The organism is Paenibacillus sp. FSL F4-0100 (assembly GCF_037993005.1).
GTDB lineage: Bacteria > Bacillota > Bacilli > Paenibacillales > Paenibacillaceae > Paenibacillus_AQ.
The window spans coordinates 1,413,755-1,433,656 of the sequence record NZ_CP150303.1 but is presented as its reverse complement, the minus strand read 5'-3'; the positions used below and the strand labels follow the sequence as shown (position 1 = coordinate 1,433,656).

At 48.2% G+C, this 19,902-nt stretch carries 21 protein-coding genes and 1 pseudogene; 4 read left to right on the top strand and 18 right to left on the bottom strand.

From position 1 onward, the window contains the following. Positions 1-111: 111 nt before the first annotated feature. From MHH48_RS06290 to MHH48_RS06260, 7 genes are all read right to left on the bottom strand, one after another. Positions 112-690: an SEC-C metal-binding domain-containing protein gene (locus tag MHH48_RS06290; RefSeq protein WP_076322755.1), complete on the bottom strand. Its 579-nt coding sequence runs from the start codon at positions 688-690 to the stop codon at positions 112-114. A 403-nt stretch (positions 691-1,093) separates the two neighbouring features. Further along, the gene (locus tag MHH48_RS06285) at positions 1,094-2,227 is read right to left on the bottom strand and encodes an SGNH/GDSL hydrolase family protein (protein ID WP_256720544.1); all 1,134 of its coding nucleotides are present in this window, start codon (positions 2,225-2,227) and stop codon (positions 1,094-1,096) included. 124 nt (positions 2,228-2,351) lie between these two features. Next, positions 2,352-3,767 (bottom strand): radical SAM protein, encoded by a 1,416-nt coding sequence (locus MHH48_RS06280; RefSeq protein WP_076322754.1) that lies wholly within the window; start codon positions 3,765-3,767, stop codon positions 2,352-2,354. Between the two features lie 17 nt (positions 3,768-3,784). Then, complete coding sequence (locus MHH48_RS06275) at positions 3,785-4,573, bottom strand: prolipoprotein diacylglyceryl transferase family protein (RefSeq protein WP_076322753.1); 789 nt, start codon at positions 4,571-4,573, stop codon at positions 3,785-3,787. Positions 4,574-4,638: 65 nt separating this feature from the next. Then, positions 4,639-4,902: a B-box zinc finger protein gene (locus MHH48_RS06270; protein ID WP_076322752.1), complete on the bottom strand. Its 264-nt coding sequence runs from the start codon at positions 4,900-4,902 to the stop codon at positions 4,639-4,641. A 642-nt stretch (positions 4,903-5,544) separates the two neighbouring features. Then, a complete protein-coding gene (locus tag MHH48_RS06265; RefSeq protein WP_076322751.1) occupies positions 5,545-6,681 on the bottom strand; it encodes a choline esterase in 1,137 nt (378 codons plus the stop codon). Between the two features lie 112 nt (positions 6,682-6,793). After that, complete coding sequence (locus tag MHH48_RS06260) at positions 6,794-7,453, bottom strand: TetR/AcrR family transcriptional regulator (RefSeq protein WP_076322750.1); 660 nt, start codon at positions 7,451-7,453, stop codon at positions 6,794-6,796. Between the two features lie 168 nt (positions 7,454-7,621). Here MHH48_RS06260 and MHH48_RS06255 point away from each other — a divergent pair. Next, positions 7,622-7,825, top strand: a pseudogene (locus MHH48_RS06255) (recombinase family protein); the annotation flags it as partial. Here the strand turns inward: MHH48_RS06255 and MHH48_RS06250 are convergent. From MHH48_RS06250 to MHH48_RS06220, 7 genes are all read right to left on the bottom strand, one after another. After that, a complete protein-coding gene (locus MHH48_RS06250) occupies positions 7,739-8,134 on the bottom strand; it encodes a sigma factor-like helix-turn-helix DNA-binding protein (protein ID WP_340390698.1) in 396 nt (131 codons plus the stop codon). The pseudogene MHH48_RS06255 and the gene MHH48_RS06250 overlap by 87 nt on opposite strands. 204 nt (positions 8,135-8,338) lie before the next feature. After that, positions 8,339-8,542 carry a sigma factor gene (locus MHH48_RS06245; RefSeq protein WP_256720541.1) on the bottom strand — a complete coding sequence of 68 codons (204 nt, stop codon included), beginning with the start codon at positions 8,540-8,542 and terminating at the stop codon, positions 8,339-8,341. Continuing rightward, positions 8,543-9,148: a metalloregulator ArsR/SmtB family transcription factor gene (locus MHH48_RS06240; protein ID WP_076322749.1), complete on the bottom strand. Its 606-nt coding sequence runs from the start codon at positions 9,146-9,148 to the stop codon at positions 8,543-8,545. It lies immediately after the preceding gene. A 308-nt stretch (positions 9,149-9,456) separates the two neighbouring features. Continuing rightward, a complete protein-coding gene (locus MHH48_RS06235; RefSeq protein ID WP_074961888.1) occupies positions 9,457-9,645 on the bottom strand; it encodes a hypothetical protein in 189 nt (62 codons plus the stop codon). Positions 9,646-9,880: 235 nt separating this feature from the next. Then, positions 9,881-10,423 carry a histidine phosphatase family protein gene (locus tag MHH48_RS06230; RefSeq protein WP_076322748.1) on the bottom strand — a complete coding sequence of 181 codons (543 nt, stop codon included), beginning with the start codon at positions 10,421-10,423 and terminating at the stop codon, positions 9,881-9,883. A 16-nt stretch (positions 10,424-10,439) separates the two neighbouring features. Then, positions 10,440-10,886, bottom strand: a complete 447-nt coding sequence (locus MHH48_RS06225; RefSeq protein WP_076322747.1) for an NUDIX hydrolase — start codon at positions 10,884-10,886, stop codon at positions 10,440-10,442. A 39-nt stretch (positions 10,887-10,925) separates the two neighbouring features. Next, entirely contained in the window at positions 10,926-11,357 is a 432-nt protein-coding gene (locus tag MHH48_RS06220; protein ID WP_076322746.1) for an NUDIX domain-containing protein, read from the bottom strand. 127 nt (positions 11,358-11,484) lie between these two features. On the opposite strand from MHH48_RS06220, the gene MHH48_RS06215 reads away from it, so the two are divergent. Both MHH48_RS06215 and MHH48_RS06210 read left to right on the top strand, forming a co-directional pair. Then, positions 11,485-12,726, top strand: a complete 1,242-nt coding sequence (locus MHH48_RS06215; RefSeq protein WP_076322745.1) for an MFS transporter — start codon at positions 11,485-11,487, stop codon at positions 12,724-12,726. 484 nt (positions 12,727-13,210) lie between these two features. Continuing rightward, positions 13,211-13,942 (top strand): class I SAM-dependent methyltransferase, encoded by a 732-nt coding sequence (locus tag MHH48_RS06210; RefSeq protein ID WP_076322744.1) that lies wholly within the window; start codon positions 13,211-13,213, stop codon positions 13,940-13,942. Between the two features lie 87 nt (positions 13,943-14,029). Here the strand turns inward: MHH48_RS06210 and MHH48_RS06205 are convergent, their stop codons facing one another. From MHH48_RS06205 to MHH48_RS06195, 3 genes are all read right to left on the bottom strand, one after another. After that, on the bottom strand, positions 14,030-15,502 hold the full coding sequence (locus tag MHH48_RS06205) for a DEAD/DEAH box helicase (RefSeq protein ID WP_076322743.1): 1,473 nt from the start codon (positions 15,500-15,502) through the stop codon (positions 14,030-14,032). 155 nt (positions 15,503-15,657) lie between these two features. Beyond that, a complete protein-coding gene (locus MHH48_RS06200) occupies positions 15,658-16,533 on the bottom strand; it encodes a radical SAM/SPASM domain-containing protein (protein ID WP_076322742.1) in 876 nt (291 codons plus the stop codon). Between the two features lie 210 nt (positions 16,534-16,743). Beyond that, complete coding sequence (locus tag MHH48_RS06195; RefSeq protein WP_237566310.1) at positions 16,744-17,316, bottom strand: sigma-70 family RNA polymerase sigma factor; 573 nt, start codon at positions 17,314-17,316, stop codon at positions 16,744-16,746. A 393-nt stretch (positions 17,317-17,709) separates the two neighbouring features. On the opposite strand from MHH48_RS06195, the gene MHH48_RS06190 reads away from it, so the two are divergent. Next, complete coding sequence (locus MHH48_RS06190; protein WP_076322740.1) at positions 17,710-18,243, top strand: hypothetical protein; 534 nt, start codon at positions 17,710-17,712, stop codon at positions 18,241-18,243. Positions 18,244-18,297: 54 nt separating this feature from the next. On the opposite strand, the gene MHH48_RS06185 is transcribed toward MHH48_RS06190, so the two are convergent. After that, positions 18,298-19,896 (bottom strand): M56 family metallopeptidase, encoded by a 1,599-nt coding sequence (locus MHH48_RS06185; RefSeq protein ID WP_083659663.1) that lies wholly within the window; start codon positions 19,894-19,896, stop codon positions 18,298-18,300. Positions 19,897-19,902: the final 6 nt, after the last annotated feature.

Sequence of the window (19,902 nt, the reverse complement as noted above, 5' to 3'; positions counted from 1 at the left end):
GATTATGGATAAACGCAAAATGACCGCCCCACTTGAATAGGAGCGGTCACGCTATGATACCGAATGTGCAAATGCCGCACTCATGCTATTGGATCCTTCACTTTAGCAATGCTAGTGTCCCAGGGACAAGTCCTTGTCCGCTTCGCTCTCGGATTCCTCATCCTCGACGTTTGCGTCATCACCGGACGCCGCTACGCCATCCATGAAGTCTTGAATCTGACCACTGTTGCGGGTCAACGTAGCAACGGAAACCTCATGCTTCTTCGCGATATCGGACTTCGTTGTTGAAATGTTCAGCGATGAAGTTACTATATATTCTAACGCACTTGCATATCCGCCCTGTTTACGGTACTTCGGATTGGCTTCTCTGGAGAAGCTATTCCAGACCATCAGGAGGCTGAACACTTGAAACAGCTGCTGATCATCCTGCAGCTCATAATCCCGGCAGATCTGAGGAAACACAGACTCGGCAAGCTCGCGATGCTCATCAGCGTTCCAGTCCATCCATCCCAGCTTGTCGTTAATCATCTGACGCAATTGATCGACCTGTAGCTTAGGCTCTTCTGCTCTCGCACCAGGGAACTGGATGACTTTACCGTATACCGTGCGTTCATCTTTTTCAAGACAACATCTTTTGTACTTTTTCCCGCTTCCGCAGTGACATAGATCGTTTCTTCCTAGCTTTTTCATTTCCTAGCTCCTATTTGAATGATTTCTTCTATTATACATGGAAAATATGAAAATGCGCATCTCAAGCCTGTAAACCCTTAAGGCATGCCGGCCTTCCGCGTCATAACACTCTCTTACAGGGGGGGCTTCCGATAAGAAGGTGTCCAGGCAAGTTAGATAGCAAAAAAGCGCGGGTCCCCTCTATGAAAGCCGCGCCCCTTCATATTATTCTATATTATCGTCATAACGCAAGTAGGATGTAACAAATTTGTTAGAACCTATAATAGACTTGTACCATTTTTGGTAAAGATTCCATAGATCCGCGCCATAAGGCTCATTGGCTTGGCCCAATGGTCACAGATTTCGATTTCATTGCGTTTACGATACTCCACCCATACGCCAACATTCGAACCTGTTAACTGCCCTATCGCCCTGCTGCAGATGCACTATCGCCAATCACTTGCCTGAGCACAGGCTCAAGCCGGTCCGTCATCAGCTTAAAGCCGAGGTCCGTCGGATGAACCCCATCTACGGTGGCTTCCTCAGGATCATCACCTAACAAATCCGATCCATCCACAAACGTTAGGTTCTGATCTCCGGCCTCGGTCAGTTCCCGGATGAGTTCCATCTGGAACTTCTTCCGCGCGAGCCGCCCTTCGAGAATCTCCGGTTTGAACGACTCGGCTCCATGGCGGATACGGGATATCAAAATGATAGGGACCTCCGGGTGAACCTTGCGGTAGGTCTCGATATACCGCGGCAAGGTCTGCCGATAAGACTCGGTGCCCTCGGCATTACCCTCGTAATCAATGATGAGACATGCGGGTTCCGAAATTTGGGCTGCCAGTACCGCAAGCTCCGACTCCCCTTTTCCGTTGCCCGAGAAACCCAAATTGATAAACTCCAGATGAAACCTGCGGCTTAAGATGTTTGTATACGACATGCCGGGCCGTGACGCGCATCCGCCTTGCGTAATGGATGTTCCGTATACAATCACTTTTTTGGAAGAATCATAGGATTCCGGTGCCCAAACCTCGGCCCCTGGTTCAAGTCCAATCCATATCTCTTCGACGCCCTGGTACAAGGGCATATTCAGGAGGAACGACCGTGCCTCGCTTGTCCCGGAATCAAAGATGCTGCTCTCATACTCCACCTGACCAGCCTGAAAACGAGCCGTTCCCGCATGCCGCCAATGGCCGGGGCCGCCGATATACGCATCCACGCCGCACTCCCCCGTTGGAGGCATGTGGTACATACTGGATCCCGCGGTCAAACATACGCGGACCGACACGCTCCGCGAATTCGTGCGAAAGCGGATCTGACCGCCCGATGTGCAGTTCGCTAACGCATCCACCTCAGGTCGGATGTAAACATCCGGTACCGCAGGCAGTCTGCGATATATGCGTTCTGTGTGGAACCAGCCAAATCCGGATACCTGAAACGGCCCCCTCTGGGGGGAATACCATATCCGTTCGTCCGCTCCATGGTTCTCGATCTTCATGTTCTGATCCAACTGATAAGGGGATACCTTCTCAGGTTCAGGAATTCGGTTCTGCACAATTCTCGCCTCCCTATGTAGTTAGGAATGATTAGGAATCCAAAGCGCTTATCTTCTTCTCAAGTGTTATATCGCCTCATCCGCTCCAGTTTCAGAGCCATTGAGCCATAATTTCTGAGCCTTCCTACCGGTCCCATGCGGTGGCAACCTCTTCCTTCAGCTCCTTCAGCAGCTCTTCCTTGTCATCCCGGTAGAACATGTTGTAGGTGTCGAACGGGATCATCCGTCCGTCGGGATGCATGATGTGGACGCAGGATTTCTTGACGGAACGGACGTCGAAGTTATGGGCGTCCAGGAACTGCATGATAATGACCCGGAAGACGTTGTCATAGGTTATCTGCTCCGGCACGGCGGCTAGCGGCAGACAGCAGAGCAGGCTCTTCAGGGAAAGCGCAGAGGATTGCGGCGAATGGCCGGTCGACAGCAGCTCAAACATTTTGCCGCGGATCACCGGATCCTGCTCAAACACAATCGTGTTGCTGTCGCCCTCGAGCAGGATTTCCGGGTCGATCATCCGCGTCAACGGCAGCACTTCCCCGCCCAGCTTCAAGGCGTAGCCCATGGCCAGGCAATCCGGGTGGCAAGGAACCGGCAGAATGTCCGCATCCGTAAATACCTCGGACTGGTCGATGATCATCCGCCGCACTTCGCTCACGGTCAGCCGGTCGGTTGCCGGATCATACCCCTCCAGCCGGCCCGCAGCCTGAATCGGCTGAATGGTGACGCCGCGCACCGCTTTTTGCTGAAGCCCATACTGAATGATATCTCCGATTTCGCCGTCATTGAGGCCTTTCTTCAGCGTGACGACCAGTGTCGTGGAGATATTGAATTCATTCAGATGGTCGATGGCTTGCTGGCGGATGCGCCGAAGATCGGCCCCTCTCAGCTCCTTCAGCACATGCGCCTCAAAGCTGTCGAATTGCAGGTAAATTTCGAATCCTGGCATGTACTCGGCCAGCCTTCGCGCAAAATCGCGGTCCTGGGCAATGCGGATGCCGTTTGTGTTCACCATAATATGCTTGATCGGACGGCTCTTACACATGTCCAGGATGTCAAAGAAATCCGGATGCGTCGTCGGCTCGCCACCGCTGATCTGAACGATGTCAGGCTCCCCCTCGTTCTCCACGATCCGGTCGAGCATGAATTCGATCTGCGTTAGCGACCGGTACGAGGTACGATGCGGTGACGACTCCGCGAAGCAGATCGGGCACTGCAGATTGCAGTGGTCCGTGATCTCCAGCAGCGTGAGGCAGCTGTGCTGCTCATGGTCCGGACAGAGCCCGCAGTCATAAGGACAGCCGTAACGGATCGGCGTATTCCAGACAAGCGGCATTTCGGACGGCTTGATAAACTTTCGCGTCTGATGGTAATAATCGGCCTCTGTGGCGATCAGCACTTTTTCCGGACCGTGAACGAGGCATCTTTTGAGCATATAGATCATGCCGTTCTCCTCGATGATCTTGGCTTCCACTTTGCGGTAACAAGTCGTGCATATGCTATTCGTCAGTTCATGATACAGATAAGGCCGGTTTTTTGGCATAATCAAGACTCCTTTGGTCAGCTTGGAAGATGGGAACCCGGCATGAAGCGGCGAAGCCGGTTTCTGCCGCCGATCAGCCATGCATAATAGATGAGGCCCGCGATGCAGGCTAATTGGATATTGTTCAGTCCCAGGTAAGGATGCGGCGTCGGTTTAATCCAGTCGATCACCAGGCGGAACAGCAGGTACCCGGCCATAAACCATTGAAACATCCGCCCGGACACGTAGCCCTCGCGAGTGGATTTGCCGCGGCTTTGGCGGTACAGCGGAAGCAGCAGTAAGGCCAGCACGATCAGGAACAGGATCTCATACAGCTGAGTCGGATGGCGATAAACCCCGTCGCCAAAATCCACGCCTGTGAACCAGGTCGTCGGCGTGCCATAGGTATGGTCATCCAGGCCGGTCAGAAAACAGCCGATCCGTCCGAGTCCCAGGCCCAGCATCAGCGGGTAAACAAAATCGTCGCCCGTGGAATGCTTCCATCCCACCAAGCGCTTTGTCAGCTCGACGCCGATCAATCCGCCCAGAAGACCGCCGACAATCGTCTTGCCTCCCCATAGCAGGTGGAATTGGCGCAGCTGTTCCCAAGTGGCAGCCGGATCCTCCAGCCAAAATAGCAGCTTGGAGCCAATGGCCGCGCCGGCGATGATTCCAGCCAGAATCTGCAGGCTCATCAGCTTGGTCATGCCGCTCGGCCTGCGGGTCCATAAATACACGCGGAAGCCGATAAAGTAAGCCAGCGATTCAAACAACAGATGTGGATGAATCCGCCAGGAACCCAGGTACAAATAAACAGGAAACTCCATCTGTCCACTCCTTGAAATAATAACTGAATTGAAAATTGCGCTTGTCGGAACTAGGAACACGTGCGTTAATAAGAAAACAGTATGGCTCCGCAGATCGTCAGCAGCAGCAGCGCAAGACCGCCCAAGATAGCCAGTATGGAGACGATTACGGTCACCCATACGTTCCTAGGCCGTCCCGGCATGCCGGGAGCGGGGTTCGTCTCACCGCAGCGATAGCGGCAGCGGCCTGTCTCCGGATTATGGCATTCCTCGCATACCGGCTTTCCGCAGCGCGTGCACTGAGCGACGGCCTCCCTCTCGGGATGGTTCATGCAGCGGTAGACTTCCATCCAATCACCTCACTTGGCATTTAACCCTTATATTCCCTATTGTAAACGTTGCCGGGGAATTAAACTACCAGATTCGTTATGACCGTTGTCCAGTGATCATGAGGAGTTTCAATCACCGCACTGGAGCTGCCAAACTGCGAATTCGCGTTAACAACATAAAAAGGCAAGCCATCTGCCTCATTCGAGCCAGTGCTTGCCTATCCATTCCAGTGTTCTGTCGGTCAGCTGGTGGGAGCATCCTGCCAAACATTAAACTTGTTGCCGTCGAGATCACGATTACAACCTATCCCTGCGCCGAGTAGTGGACTATATTGAACAGCACTGCAAGGACATCTGTACCGTGAGCAGTGGTATTTTAAAACTTTTATCGAACAGAAATTTTCATAATATTTCGGCTGACGGCAATCAGGTAGCGAAGTATGAAAGGACATAGTCATGGCAGGTTTCGATATGAATATTTTTAAAAATAGCATTTTCAATTTTTTAGGTGGGATGATGTCAAGCTAAGACAGAAATAGATACTTCAAATAGAAAACAATGCCTGAAATATGAGAGAGCCGATAACCGCGTAATAGGGTTATCGGCTTTGTGTCTGTACGGCTAGCTCTTTGATATGCGTTTATCAGCAACCTCTCGGTTATGTCACTTGTTGCTGGTCTTCTTGATCAAGTCCACGCCATCGTATGCCAGACTTTCCACACTTGCAGCCTTCTGCAGTAAGTAATGATCAAAAAAGTTCTTCGTATAGTCTGTAACAAGATTTCGCATCTCCATAGCATCCCGTTCGCCTCTGAGTTCCTCATTAACACTGGTAAACACGATGTCGCAGTAATCTAAATGCGCAACACGATCAACAGAGAAATAATAGGTTTCCATGCTATTGTTAGCGCCAATTATCGCATTCATGTTATAGTTAGGTTCACAAAACAGCAGCAAGAAGGGTTTCTTAAGGTCGCTGTCGAGAAGGCCGAACGCACCGCTATCCAAGCCAATCCCGCAGGCGAACCGGTCATCGTCCCGGCAAACAATCGCCGTCGTAGGCCCTCCATAAGAATGTCCGACTATGCCCATGCCGATGTCAAGCAGCAACCTGCCCTTAAAGATGGAATTCAGTTCTCCAGAGTCCAGTTTGTAAAGATAATCGGCTGCATACCTTACATCTTCTGCCTGTAATTCACTATACTCTGTTACCTTGGCAAGTATCGGCAGTGTAAGCACGTTACGGCACATCTCAATGGCAGTTTCATCGTCAGGCCGCATCTCCATCTTACCAGCCAACGCCAGCATCTCCGGATCTTCAGAAAACGCCATAATGACATCCGAAAAATCCTTTGATACATTAAACAGGCGCCCATCTTTACGCTTATACATCGTGCTATTCTGATGGCCGATGCTTACCACAACATATCCCATGCTTGCCAAGTCTGTACAGATCACTGTACCCCATTCTGGAGAACCGCCCCCGCCGCAAACATAGAATAACACCGGATAGCGCTTTTCCTTCCCGGAGAGAGCAAGGTCGTCGTAACACTGGGTCTTGATATCTATAGAGAAAACATCCTTCAACGCAGTGATAAGTGGCTGCTCATTAAACATTTCGTAGACCTCAGGAAACATGTACGTTGATGTAGTCTTACCTTCGCTGCTGTCGGACGGATAGTACACAAACGCCGTCAGTTCTCTTTTTGAGTGATCTGATGCTGTGTACTCAAAATCCATCTGGGTTCGACCGACAGTATAGCCGCCAATTGGTTCTGGAAATGCGTCATAAGTTTTCATTTTCTTGTTCCCCCTTAATTAATAAAAGTGGCGAATATGAAATACATACACTGCGCTATGAGCACTTTTCAAAACGGTGAAACTATTACATCCTATCTTCAGTGAATCATATCTACTCCCTGGCTTTCTTGATATCGCTAACAATTTCAGAATATTTATGATCTTCAAGCAGCCCGTGACCCATAAAATCAGCAAAGTACTTGCTAATCTTAAATTGCAGCTTAGAGTCCTTAATACCGAATTCCCTAAAAAACATGACTAAATTAAACTGCATTGACTCAAACATAAAAGAAATCAGGTCGTCGTCAATATCAGGTCGGAGATATCCATCAACCCTCATTCGGCGTAAAATGTCCTTGATCAAGGGGAAAGACTCGCCCTTTAGCACATTTAGATATATTTTAAGTAGAATGTTCTCAGGAATGTGTAAGAGTGTTTCAGTGAGTTTGATTTCCAACTCATTCAGTGGCTCGGTCACAATGCCATTAACGTCACCTAATAAGCCAGTAAGGAAAAAGCGGAAAAGGGAATCCTCATCACTGTTATTGAAATACGCAGCTCTTTTCTGGGTCACATTACGTATTAAGAGACAATAAAGATCATCTTTGTCTTCAAAATACCGATAAAATGTTCCGGGGTGCATGGACAAACTATCCAAAACCATCTTCATAGTTATATCCTCGTAAAGATTATCAACAAAAAGATGCATAGCGCTATTAGATATTTCCTCGCGCCTTGCTTCATCTAAACGATAAAAAGTATTTTTTGGCATAGATTACTCCTTAATGTGAAGTGTGAACTCATTCACACCATACCGATAATCCATTCACATGTCAAGTAGTATTGAAATATTAATATCAATATAAAAGATTAAAACCATTGCATAGAACATTATCCTTCCTAAGAGATAAGTTAATGGAGTTGTTTTGTTTTTTATATGACCTTTGGTTGTGAGAGAATTTTTGTAGATAAAGTGAGTGGAGTTAAAAAGAAAAGGGACGGATTAACTGAGGCATTAGATTTTGTTCGAAGCGGAGACACAATCGTTGTTTGGCGATTAGATCGACTTGGAAGAAACATGCAGGAACTTATAAGTGTTGTTAATGATCTGAATGAAAAAGGGATTAGTTTTTATAGTCTGCCATGAGACCGGATTTCCATGTCTGCTGGTTTCCGGATGAAAATGCAGGATAAACCATGCGGTCGCCTGCCTCTTATCCGTGACTGGGATATAGAAATGACCGGCTCTCTTAAGGACTTGTTCCGAGACCTGCTGCTCGAAATCCCTCCCCAAACGGTGGGTATGGAAATAATGCTCGAAGTCACGGGCAAGGGCAAGATGCTGCTTCAAGACTTCTCTGGCACGTCGTATTCGGCTTTCAACCGCAGATACCGACATGTTAAAGAACTGTCCGATCTCTTTCATGGACCACTCGCTTAAGTAGTGCAGCACGACAACGGATTTACTCTTCTCCTCCAATTCTTGCAAGGCCCCCAGACGGAATCATGGATCACATATTGTTCCAGCCAGGGCGTGATAATGTTCGATGATGGAGCCGTTTCGTGCAGCGGGAGCGTTCGCTTGCTTCTTTTGGCAAAATCGAGGCTGGTCCGGTGCGCAATGCATATAGCCAGCTGCCAAGCTTGGCAGGATCGTTCAGCGTATACAGGTTACGTTACGGTAACACTTCAAAAACGCCTCCTGTACGGCATCCTGAGCCTCGTGGAAGTCCCCCAGTACACTGTATGCAACAGATAGCAGGGCGTTGGAATACTGATTGACAATCATCCGATAAGCTTCAAAATCCCCCGCTTTAGCATCTTCTATCCGTTGTTGGGATAGCGGTGAATCCTCTTTCATTTAGGATAGATCCTCCCACCGTGCCCACATCTCTTGCGGATTGAGCTCATATACCCCGTTGTCCCTGAACATGAAATGATGCATGATGAACTCCCGGCGAAGAGTCGCAAAATCCTCATGGTAACCCTGAATAAACTCGTTGATTTCCTTCTCGGTGTACTTACGTCCCTTCTCCAGCCGGGATACCAAATGCGTAAGCACGATAAGTTTCTTCTTCAACTGGGCAGGGATGCTCTTCAGCTTTCCTTCGGAAGTGAAAAAATTGTTCACAACAGCGTCCATTGTCCGCTGATCTTCTTCCTCCAAGCGCTCCGGAACGCCCTCAGGCCTCACTCTTTGGTAGATTAGATTTTCCGTAGCAGTTGCACTATTTTTAATGAAATAATGGTTTAACGAGAAATAGATCGTGTTCTTATCCCTGCGCTCTTTGATCAGGCTCGCTTCCCGCAGCTTCGCTGCATGGTGCGTGATCGTTGCCGGCGTGACACCGATCTTCTCGGCCAGAACCTGTCCGTTCAATTCGCCTTCGGCTAGCAGGATCAGCATTTTGATTCGCGTCGGATCTGCAAGCGCCTTATGATAACTAACCACCTTATCCAATTGCATGGATATGTTCACTCCCTACACAATTTGACGAACATCTAATTTGCTATTTATTGAATTAGATATTATCCCATCTGAAATTCAAAGTAAACCTCATTCTTTTTTAAAAAAATGGCAAGACGATGACAAGAGCGATATGACCGGGGAAAAGGTCCGTCATATTCATGTTTTCATGAAGGGCGGCAAGTAACGCCTGAACTTCATTCACAGGACATGAAATAGCCCGCTCCATTTTCGTAAGGAGCGGGCTGCTGCATGACTATCGTTTCTCAAGTTTCCTATTCACATCCAGTTAACCTACGAACCTCATCTTACACGACAGCTGCGTCAACTCTGGACTGATCGGCATTCTGGCATCTCTTGCATACCTTTAGCGCCGTGCCGTCCGACTTGTTGGCGACGTAGAGAAGCTTGATGCGAGAAGTGCTGCATACCGGGCATGTGCCGCGGCCACGTGATGGCATACTCCATAGTGCGCGGCCCCGTTTTGTTTTGGCCATGTTTCATATCCCCTTTATTTCATAATCTCTTTAATGTTGTTGCGAACCCCTGCACACAGCTTGTACAAGATTCGATTTCTCTTTGTTATACGAATCGTAGAAAATACAGCCTGAATATCTGTGCAACTCCATTATAGGGGACGGCCTACCGGAAAATATAGGGAATAAACGCTTATGAACTCTTTTTTACATACGGTACGTCACATTGTGCATGGTGCTTCACGAGGTCCATACTTCACGAGGTCCATATCCGCTGTATCAAGAGTACATCCGATTGGAAGTTGAGCTGATACACGTCGGGATTGGTTAACGCCTCCCACTCGTCGAAGCCGATCCGGTTATCGTAATACTTCAGCAGAAGCGAGATCATGTTGCCATGCGACACGATGACAGCATTCTGGCTAGAGTTCTGCAGGACCTCCTCCACCACACGAACGGCGCGATGCATGGCTGTACGACTTGATTCCCCGCCTTCATAACACAAATCCAAATCATCATAAGTTTGGCGAAGCATCTCCCGCCAAGCAGGCTCATTGCGACCCGATAGAACCCTCTCCGTTAATCTCTCATCCATCACAACTTCCACACCAATGAGATTCGCCAAGGGTTTTATCGTATCGCAGGCTCTGCGGTAAGGGCTCGAAACAATATGATCAATCCCTTTATCAGATAAAAACTCCGCAAGTTCAAGCGCTTGCTGAATACCCTGCACGGTTAACGGAGCGTCGACGGCTTGTCCCTCAGCCTTGCAGTGTCGCACAATAATTACGTTTTTCATGAAATCAGCAGCTCCTTTATAACCCAATATTACTCTTGAGCCCTTGATAGCTTCCTGACTCCGGAAATCCGCGCTGAACGATCGTCATAAACTTCTCGGAGAACCCGTGACTTGTTAAATCTGCGATTGTGACCAGGACCACATCACCGATGGGATTGAAATCGAACTCGTTCGACGGGAGTCGGATCTCCCCCTCCAAGCGTTCCAGCAAAAACGTTATATGTAACAGTGAGGGCGATGAATCCGGTTTATCGCATAGATATAGGAGCTTCTTCACTTTTGTAGTTAGCCCAGTTTCCTCTTCCATTTCCCGAACCATGGCTTCCTCCAAGGTTTCCCCCTGCTCTACTCTTCCTCCGGGAAGCGACCAGCCACGTTCTGACGAAACGCTCTGTTTGACCAGCAAAATACGTTCGTCTTCAATCAGGATTCCGGTCACTCTGACCTGCAATAGGTTGCTCATTACCACACCGCCAATTCGTTGGATTCTTTTTTCCCTGACTTAGGTTAGCTTACGTCGTGCCTCCTCCGCTCTTTGCACACTCTCCTTCGTCCACAGCGGTGCCTTCGGATGGTTTAGGATCTCGGACAGCGTCATCCACTGTACCGACTCGACCTCGTCCGGGCTCTTGCTGTATGGCGTCCCCTTATCATACTCGCACAAGAACACCATGTTAATGACAGGACGGTCATCGTCCGTTACAAAAGAAGAACTGTATACGTACGTGACGTTCTCCTTCACCTCGACGCCTACTTCTTCGCAAAGTTCCCGCTTCACCGTGCGCTCCAGAATATCCAGTGTGTGCCCCTCCCTGTCGACTTTACCTCCCGCTAACGAGAGTGTTCCGCCCGCATGCTCTTCCTTCATGCTGCGCGTAATCATCAGCCACTGCCCGTCCTTGCAGACGGCCCCTTCTACGTTGACGATAAACATGTCACCCCTCCTCAACCACCTTTTATACTACTTTACACGATCCTGGTGGCGGTTGACCATTGACTCTCACCTTACAGGAGACCGCAAAATAGGTTCCAGCATTGATTCAGTAAGGAGGAATATCACTATGCCAAGCTCCATCCGTTTGCTCCACAACGGCTTCGTCCGAGCGATCCTGATTTCCAATGTATGCTCCCAGCTCGGAATATGGATCCGAAATTTTGCGGTTCTGCTGTATGTCATGGACATGACAGGTGGGAATGCTTTTGCCATCTCCATGATTTCCGTCGCGGAATATGGACCGATCTTTCTGTTTTCGTTCATTGGGGGTGTGTTCGCCGACCGTTGGCGTCCCAAAGCAACCATCGTCTGGTGCGAAATACTCAGTGCCTGCTCCGTCCTCATCGTGTTTCTGATGCTGGAATCCGGCTCGTGGGGCGCTGTATTCTTCGCGACCTTATGCTCTTCCATCCTGTCGCAGTTCGCCCAGCCCTCCGGCATGAAGCTGTTCAAAATCCATGTACGGGACGAGGAGGCTTCAATTGGCATGTCGCTACTGCAAACGCTGTTCTCTCTCTTCATGATCATCGGTCCGATTCTAGGCACATGGGTATTTCAGCAATGGGGCATGTCGGCTGCTCTCGTGTTAACGAGCGGATTGTTCATGTTATCTGCGCTAGCCATGCTGTTTGTGCCTAAAAACCAAGAGGCGTCTATAAACACGACAACAGCAGTTCCCTCCGTTCTTCATGATATGGCGGATGGCATTCGTTATGTTCTATTCAAAAGAGACCTGCTGCGGCTAAGCCTCTGCTTCATGGTTGTGGGACTTGGGGTGGGATTGATCTCCCCGCTCAGCGTATTTCTGGTGACCGAGCGCTTAGGCTTGTCCGCTCAGGACTTGCAGTGGATTACCATCCCTTACGGTGTAGGCGAAATCCTGGGTGGAATCGTAACGTTTATGCTCGCATCCCGAATCGCTCCCGGACGGTTACTGATGATGGGGTTAATTGTGAACGGCGCAGGCATTCTCCTGCTGGGCCAGTCGACGGTCCTCTGGCTGACCATGCTCTCGCAATTCCTGATTGCGCTGCTGCAACCGGCTATTTTTATCGGGAACCATACCTTGGTCATGCAGCAAACGGAACAAGCCTACATCGGTCGAGTCACCGGAGTCCGTACGCCGCTCATGACCGGAGCCATGCTGATCACAATGGGATGCTCGTGGCTATTAAAGCAGACCATGTCACTAACCTACGTATACGTTTTAGCTGGCGCATGTTTTCTCGCCGGATTCTTGATGATTCTTCCACTTCTTCGTCATGGGAATCACATGATGTCAGGACGTGGTGAAGCAACCGAAACGTAACATCCCCCACAGATAAAAAACCGAGCGAAACGAGGGCTTCTCCAAGTCTCACTCGGTTATTTGCTTTTTCCAGCCTAATACACCTTAATCCGCGTCGTCTTCTTCCTCAACCTTTAAGATTCTTCCCGATTTTGCAACAATTTCGACTCCAAACAATCTATTGTCGGACGTCAGAATCAATAGTTCATAGACCAACACACCATGCTCCAGATCCATATCGGCACCGTTATTTATATATTAATCGTGGCCTGGGTATTATTCCGAGAGGAACGATCCGTTATAATGAATCATAAGAGCAAACATCCCCAATCTTTTCCAAAATAACGGATCGAGGTGAGTTGTGTGACAGGAAAGACCCTTGTTCATCATGGGTACCTCGAGGGACCGCCCCGGATTTTGCAGACGGCTGTTTTAGGTGGATTAGCACGGCTAACTGATCTTCTGAAATATCGAGTGTAAGGATGATTCCAAGCAGGAGGTGCCTATGAGCTATCACGGATCTGATTTTTATGACAACGACACGAACTTCGAGAAGTACATGGAGCGGCGGCAAGGGCAGGAAAACGCCAACGATACACTAGAGAAGCCAGTCATCTGGCAGCTGCTTGAGGATATCTCGGATCGGCATGTATTGGACCTAGGGTGCGGCGATGCAGGCTTTGGCGTGGAATTGCTCAACAAAGGTTGTGCTGCGTATATAGGGATTGAAGGCTCTCGTAATATGGTGGAAGCCGCCTCAAGCAACCTGGCCGATTACAACAATGGAACCGTTGTGCTCACGAGGATAGAGGAGTTTACATATCCCCGCGATTCTTATGATTTAGTGCTCTCCAGGCTCGCCATTCATTATCTGCAGGATATCGAGCGCGTCTTTCAATGCATTCATCAGTGCTTGAAGCCAAGCGGCAGGTTTGTCTTCTCCGTCGAACATCCCGTCATTACCTCTACGCTTCAGCCGTCCGGCACAAGAACGAACTGGGTCGTGGACCATTACTTCAGCGAAGGCTACCGGGAACAGCAATGGCTCGGAGGCACCGTTCAGAAGTACCATCGAACCGTCGAGGATTACTTCACGGCGATGCAGGAAGCAGGCTTTATCGTGGAGCAGCTTAGGGAATCCAGACCCGTGCGAGAACATTTCTTGAACGAGGAAACCTATGAGCGCAGGCGCAGAATTCCACTGTTCCTGTTTCTAGCGGGGAGAAAGAGCACATAACTCTCATTCCATTTCGAAAAAAAGCACCCTTTCTTCCACTTCAAAAGTGGGAGAGGGTGCTTTCTGAGTCACTATCGTTATTTCTGCTTACGAGGATCTACCGGTCTTGCTTCCCTTATTGAATCCCTCGGATTTGCGCTTACGTGCTTGGCCATCCTTGGGTTTCTGGGCAGCTTCCGATTTGAACTTACGTGCCATCTCTGAATACGGATTACTGACGGCCTCCGCCTTCGGCTTACGTGCCGAGTTCGCGTTCGAATGGCGAGCCGCGTCTGATTTCGGTTTACGAGCCGTGTCGGTCTTTGGCTTGCGGGTGGTATCTGCCTTCGGTTTAGCAGGTCTAACTGCTGCTGATTTGGATTTGCCGGACTTGCCCGAGTCCGATTTCGGCGATCGGTCTACCTTAGCTGCTCTTAATGATCCCGACATCGGGAAAGCATGGTCCTTCACTTCGGGTATGGACTTTCCGATTAACTTCTCAATATCGCGGAGAAAAGGCACCTCGTCCACTTCGCAGAACGATATCGCCGTTCCGCTCAGTCCCGCACGCCCCGTCCGGCCAATCCGGTGAACATACGTTTCCGGAATGTTCGGAAGGTTAAAGTTAATGACATGCGACAGCTCGTCGATATCGATGCCTCGGGCGGCAATATCTGTAGCCACCAGAACCCGGGTCTCCCCGCTTTTGAAATTTTTGAGTGCCGTCTGGCGGCTGACCTGCGATTTATTCCCGTGAATGGCTTGAGCCGAGATGTTCACCTTCGTCAGGTCGCGCACAACCCGGTCAGCGCCGCGCTTTGTACGGGTAAAGACCAAGGCCGACACGATGGACGGGTCCTTCATCAGCTCATTCAATTGCTTCTGTTTATTTCCTGTTTCCAGCAGGTACACCGATTGCTTGATTCGTTCGGCTGTAGAGGAAACCGGCGTGATTTCCACTTTTACAGGGTTTTGCAATAATGTTTTGACAAGTTGGGTGATCTCCGCAGGCATGGTAGCTGAGAAGAACAGCGTTTGTCTTTTGCTCGGCATTTTGGCGATAATTCGTTTTACGTCATGAATAAAGCCCATATCGAGCATCCGGTCAGCCTCATCCAGCACCAGGATCTCCACATGCTGCAGATCGACACGCTTCTGATTCATAAGATCCAGGAGTCTGCCTGGGGTAGCAATGAGGATGTCCGCTCCTTGCTGTAGCGCCCGCTCCTGCGTTTTTTGCGAAACGCCGCCAACAATGGCCGTCGAACGCAGCTTCGTGAACTGACTGTAGGCTTTCACGTTATCTGAAATTTGCAGGGCAAGTTCCCGGGTCGGCGACAACACCAACGCACGAATACGGCGCGACATGCCTGGTTTAAGGGGTTGTTCGTTCAACAGCTGGATCATTGGTACCGAAAAAGCGGCGGTCTTCCCTGTTCCGGTCTGCGCGCAGCCCAGCAAATCTCTGCCGGCCAACACAGCCGGGATCGCCTGAGCCTGAATAGGCGTTGGCGTCTTGTAATTCTCCTTCGCTAAAGCTTTGAGAATCACGGGGGATATATTTAAATCTTGAAATGTCATGGGGTCTCCTTTAAGGTGAATACCTATATTGTCTCATCACGTAACATAGGGCATCTCATAATCGAGTTTCCACAAGCCGTTCCTTTACGTCATAACACATAACGATACCATACATCGGTATAAAAAAAGAAGCGGAATTTTTCTCCGCCTCTCATTTAAGCCCCAAACCGCTGCCGATACCCGCATTTTCTGCATAGCTCCTCAACGGCTTCCCGGCGCGAAAATCCCTCTACGAGGTTATTCGCCCGCTCCCCGTCAACGATATCCGAGAAGGACTTCTGATGGATATTGCCCAGATTGATGACCCCTTCCCCATCCAGACAGCACGGCACGACCGTCCCGTCTACGAGGATGGCCGCCTGGCTGCGAAGCGCATGGCAGAAACCTTTGCCTTCATCCTCTGGGGCTGTCAGACTTGGCCACTGGAACTCATAATCCTGGTTCAGATAAACACGGTCGGCGACCTTCACGCCACCGCCGGGTTCAACCTTTTCCTCGATTCGGTAATCCAGATTAAATTCCTGCTCCAAAATTTCGAGCGTCTGGCGGTTGCGGCTCTTCTCCAGGTTTGTTTGGTTGTCCTGCGTCAGATTCCACAATCGGAACGAAAAGATGACTTTATGCTCCTCCGCGGCACGAACAAAGGATAGAATCTCCCCTAAATATCCCTCGCGATTTGTTGAACCCTCGTGACCGTCGAAGCTGTGCAGCGAGAAGTTCATCTGTCTTAAGGCCGGCTTGCCCAGCAGCTTATGCCGGTTCTTCGCGATCAACGTGCCGTTGGTCGTAATGTTGACCTTGAACCCTTTTTCATGGCTAATATCCAGCAGCTCATCGATCTTCGGATGGAGCAACGGCTCCCCCTTCACATGCAGATAAATGTAACTCGTATGCGGCTTGATCTCGTCCAATCTTCTCGCAAAGTCTTCGACCTTAATGAAGTTGGCCTTACGCTCTGTCGGCGGGCAGAACGTGCAGGCTAGATTACAAATACTCGTAATCTCTATGTAAACTTTCTTAAATGTCTTCAAGATGTTATCCCCAATCCAGATGTCTATGATGGCATGTCGATTTGCTAGCTAAGTCGCTTGCCAATCCTTCATATCGTACCATAGGCGGGCCCTTTACAGCTACAACTACAGATGCTATCTGATGCCATTCTGTATAAAGCGAAAAAGAGGGGAGCACCATCCTTCTTTAGTTGTTGCTCTAATTAACCGTTCATCGTTATGTTTGAATCGTCACTCATCAGCATCAACCCATCTTTTTGAAAAGTAGAGGTGCAATTTTTTTCTTGCTCTGACCATCGTTTGAGCTAAAGCTTGTTCCGTTGTTTCTAGCTCCTGTGCAATTTCCTTATATGGTTTTTCTTCGATGTAATATAGAAACAAAGCTTGACGATACTCGGGGCTTAGCTCATTTAGAGCTTCAAGTAGTATCTCTTTCCGAATCTGATCTTCCACTTGCTCGGCTACAGTAGGGCGTAAAAAAGGGGCCTTCATATCAATAACGACTTGAGGATCTCTAAGATGATGATATTTTTTATTTTTTTTTAACAAATCATAGGCATAATTCCTAGCTATTTTAATCATCCAGGCTTTCAAATGCTTAGTGTCTTGCAGTTGAGGGGCTTTAACCACCACTTTATAGAACGTCTCCTGTACAACATCTTCTGCCAGTTCATGACTTCGTGTCAGAAAATAAATGTCCCGATAGACCAAATTCCGATAAGCTTCATAGGCTAATTTTTGGGTGTCGTGGTCTAAATCATAGAAATTAGTGCGTAAGAAATATAACCATTGTTCTTGCTCCACGTGTACCCTCCTTCGTTTTATTTTATTCATTAGCTGCTTGACGAAGTTTTAAATCAAGCAGTTTACCATTACAGTAAAATATTAACATATATTTACACGATTTTCCTTATATATGATCGTCAGAAAAATTATATTTTAAAAAAAAGCGTCATATGTTGCTAGGATAAATCGTTTTAGTAGTAGATTAGCTCTATTGGATACATACATCGTTCAAGCTACCTTACTTATCTCAAGCAAGGTAACGAACAAGAAGCTTTGAACCTACTAGATACTTGCCTTAGAAAAGAGGGGTAGCTCATATAGAGGAGGCGGAGGTGAGTTCTTTTATATGGTTGTTTGAATAGCTAATCTAGTAATTAAAAAAACATTAAATTTAAGGAGGATCATTCTCTAATGAAAAAACTTTTTTCACTTGTCCTTACAATGGTTCTGATGTTGTCACTTTCGGTATCCGCTTTTGCAACCTCAGAAGGAGAAGAAGCAATCTTTCCTTCTGGAACATCCATTACGGTCAGACCTATGACTCCGGAAGAGATCGTCCTGTTTGAGCAAAGAGCGAATGGAAACCAGGACGTAGGTCTCTTTGACGTTGGTATCTTGTCTGATAGCTGGAGTGGAAATGTGAGTGTCCCTATTAATACGGATGGAACCCAAGGAGCAAATGTCGGCCATGCATTTATTCCCTCTCCGGACAGATATGTTTCGATAGCTGTAGGGAATTTGCCAGGCACTATGCCATCCGTTAATTTAAGCATAAAAAGTCAAACCAATAGCAGTGTCAGTTGGTGGCAACCAAATATAGCTGGAAATTCGATTGTTACCATTGACACAGGCAGCTATAGTAACCATACGTTCCAAATTAAAACAAGCACGAACGAGGCTAATTCAAGAAGTGCAGCTTTTTCATGGTCGACCCATTCTGAATAACCCCAAAAAAAAGCACTGCCCTAAAGGCAGTGCTTTTTTCAAAATGGCGGTTTCTTATTTATCAAAATCATATTCAGCGAGTTCTTCTGGCGTCAATGTTGCTCTTAATTCCTCTTCAGTTTCCTTCATTGAAGCTCTTTCTTCAGGTGTCATGGATCTGACCGTAATGGAAGTGCCCGGGGGAATCTCATTTGGATGAGAATATTCATGATCATACTCAGCAAGCTCCTCGGGCGTCAACGTGGCTCTTAATTCCTCTTCAAGCTCCTCCATTGAAGCTCTTTCTTGAGGTGTCATGGATCTGACCGTCATAGAAGTTCCCGGTGGGATTTCATTTGGGTGGGACTTCCTATAACCATCGTCTACAGGGAGAGCTGGTTCTACATTTGCTTGAGATTCAGCACCAATTTTTTCATTTGCACCTATGTTTTTAGGTGCAGCCACGGTTTCATTACCTTGGTAATCAGTGATTGTTTTATTTTCTGCTACAACTGCAGGACGAGCTTCTTCTGGCTGAGTTCCAACACCGTTTCCTTCAGTTTCAACTACGTCATTAGAAGGGGGCGCTTTAGGAGCCGCTTCATTGGCTACTTCGTTTGGTTGAGCTTCAGAATGACTTCCCTCATTTCCAATGACTTTGGGCGTATTGCTAGAAGCCCATGCCGCTGCTGATGTGCTAATTACAGCAACCAAAAACACCGCTGTTATCGAGAGATACAGTGTTTTCTTTTTTTGTTTCTTTACATTAAGCATCATCATTAATCTCCTTTTCAATTGTTTCCCGTCACCGGATAAGGAGGCACAAAATTGCACGGGTAAATTCCTTGATCCTACCATAACGTTTAAGATCGTCTCTCCATAGCGTTTTCGCTCGGCATAAGACATCTCTTTTACGACTTCTTCATCACAAGACAGCTCGCTCCATGTGTGAATTTCCTTGCGAAGAATGTGAACCAAGGGGTTAAACCAATGTAAGGCGCTGGCTAAGAGCGTGAACGCTTTGACCCATAAATCTTTCCGTTTCAGATGGATCAACTCATGACGGATCACCATGTCCATGTTAACGGTATTCTCTATAGGGAGATAAATAGTTGGTTTCCTTAGGCCGACAAGAACAGGACTCCGAATGATGGAGCTGTAGGCAAGCCGGACGTTGCTTTTCACATTAAGGGCTTCCTTGATGAAAGGGAGCTGTTTAGCTGCTTCGCTGCTAATCGGAACGTTGGTACGCGTATGTTCTAGTTTCTTTAAAAATCTGCGATAACAATACATCTGCCATGCAGCAAAAGCTATAGCGCCGATTGCCCATAAGATAATAAGGGGAAGGGCTACGTTTGCTGAAATGGTCTGTTCTGGGATGAGCTGCACCTGATTAATCCTTGAATACGGATTAGGCAGTGCATGTTGCACAGTTGAAGGTAACTCGTTCATGATGGGGGCGGTTTCTGTTGCATTGAATGTAACAAGCGGTGAAATCCACTGCATACCAAGGACTACGGGTAAAAGATAAAAGCCTACTGCCATTTTGCTAATCCCATAGCGCCACTTTGTAGGAAAGGCATTGATGGGTATGATCCGTAGTACAAGAATGCAGGCTACGACGGCACTTCCAGCAACGGTAAGGGTCAACAGCAATTCAAGAATAATATTCATAAGCAC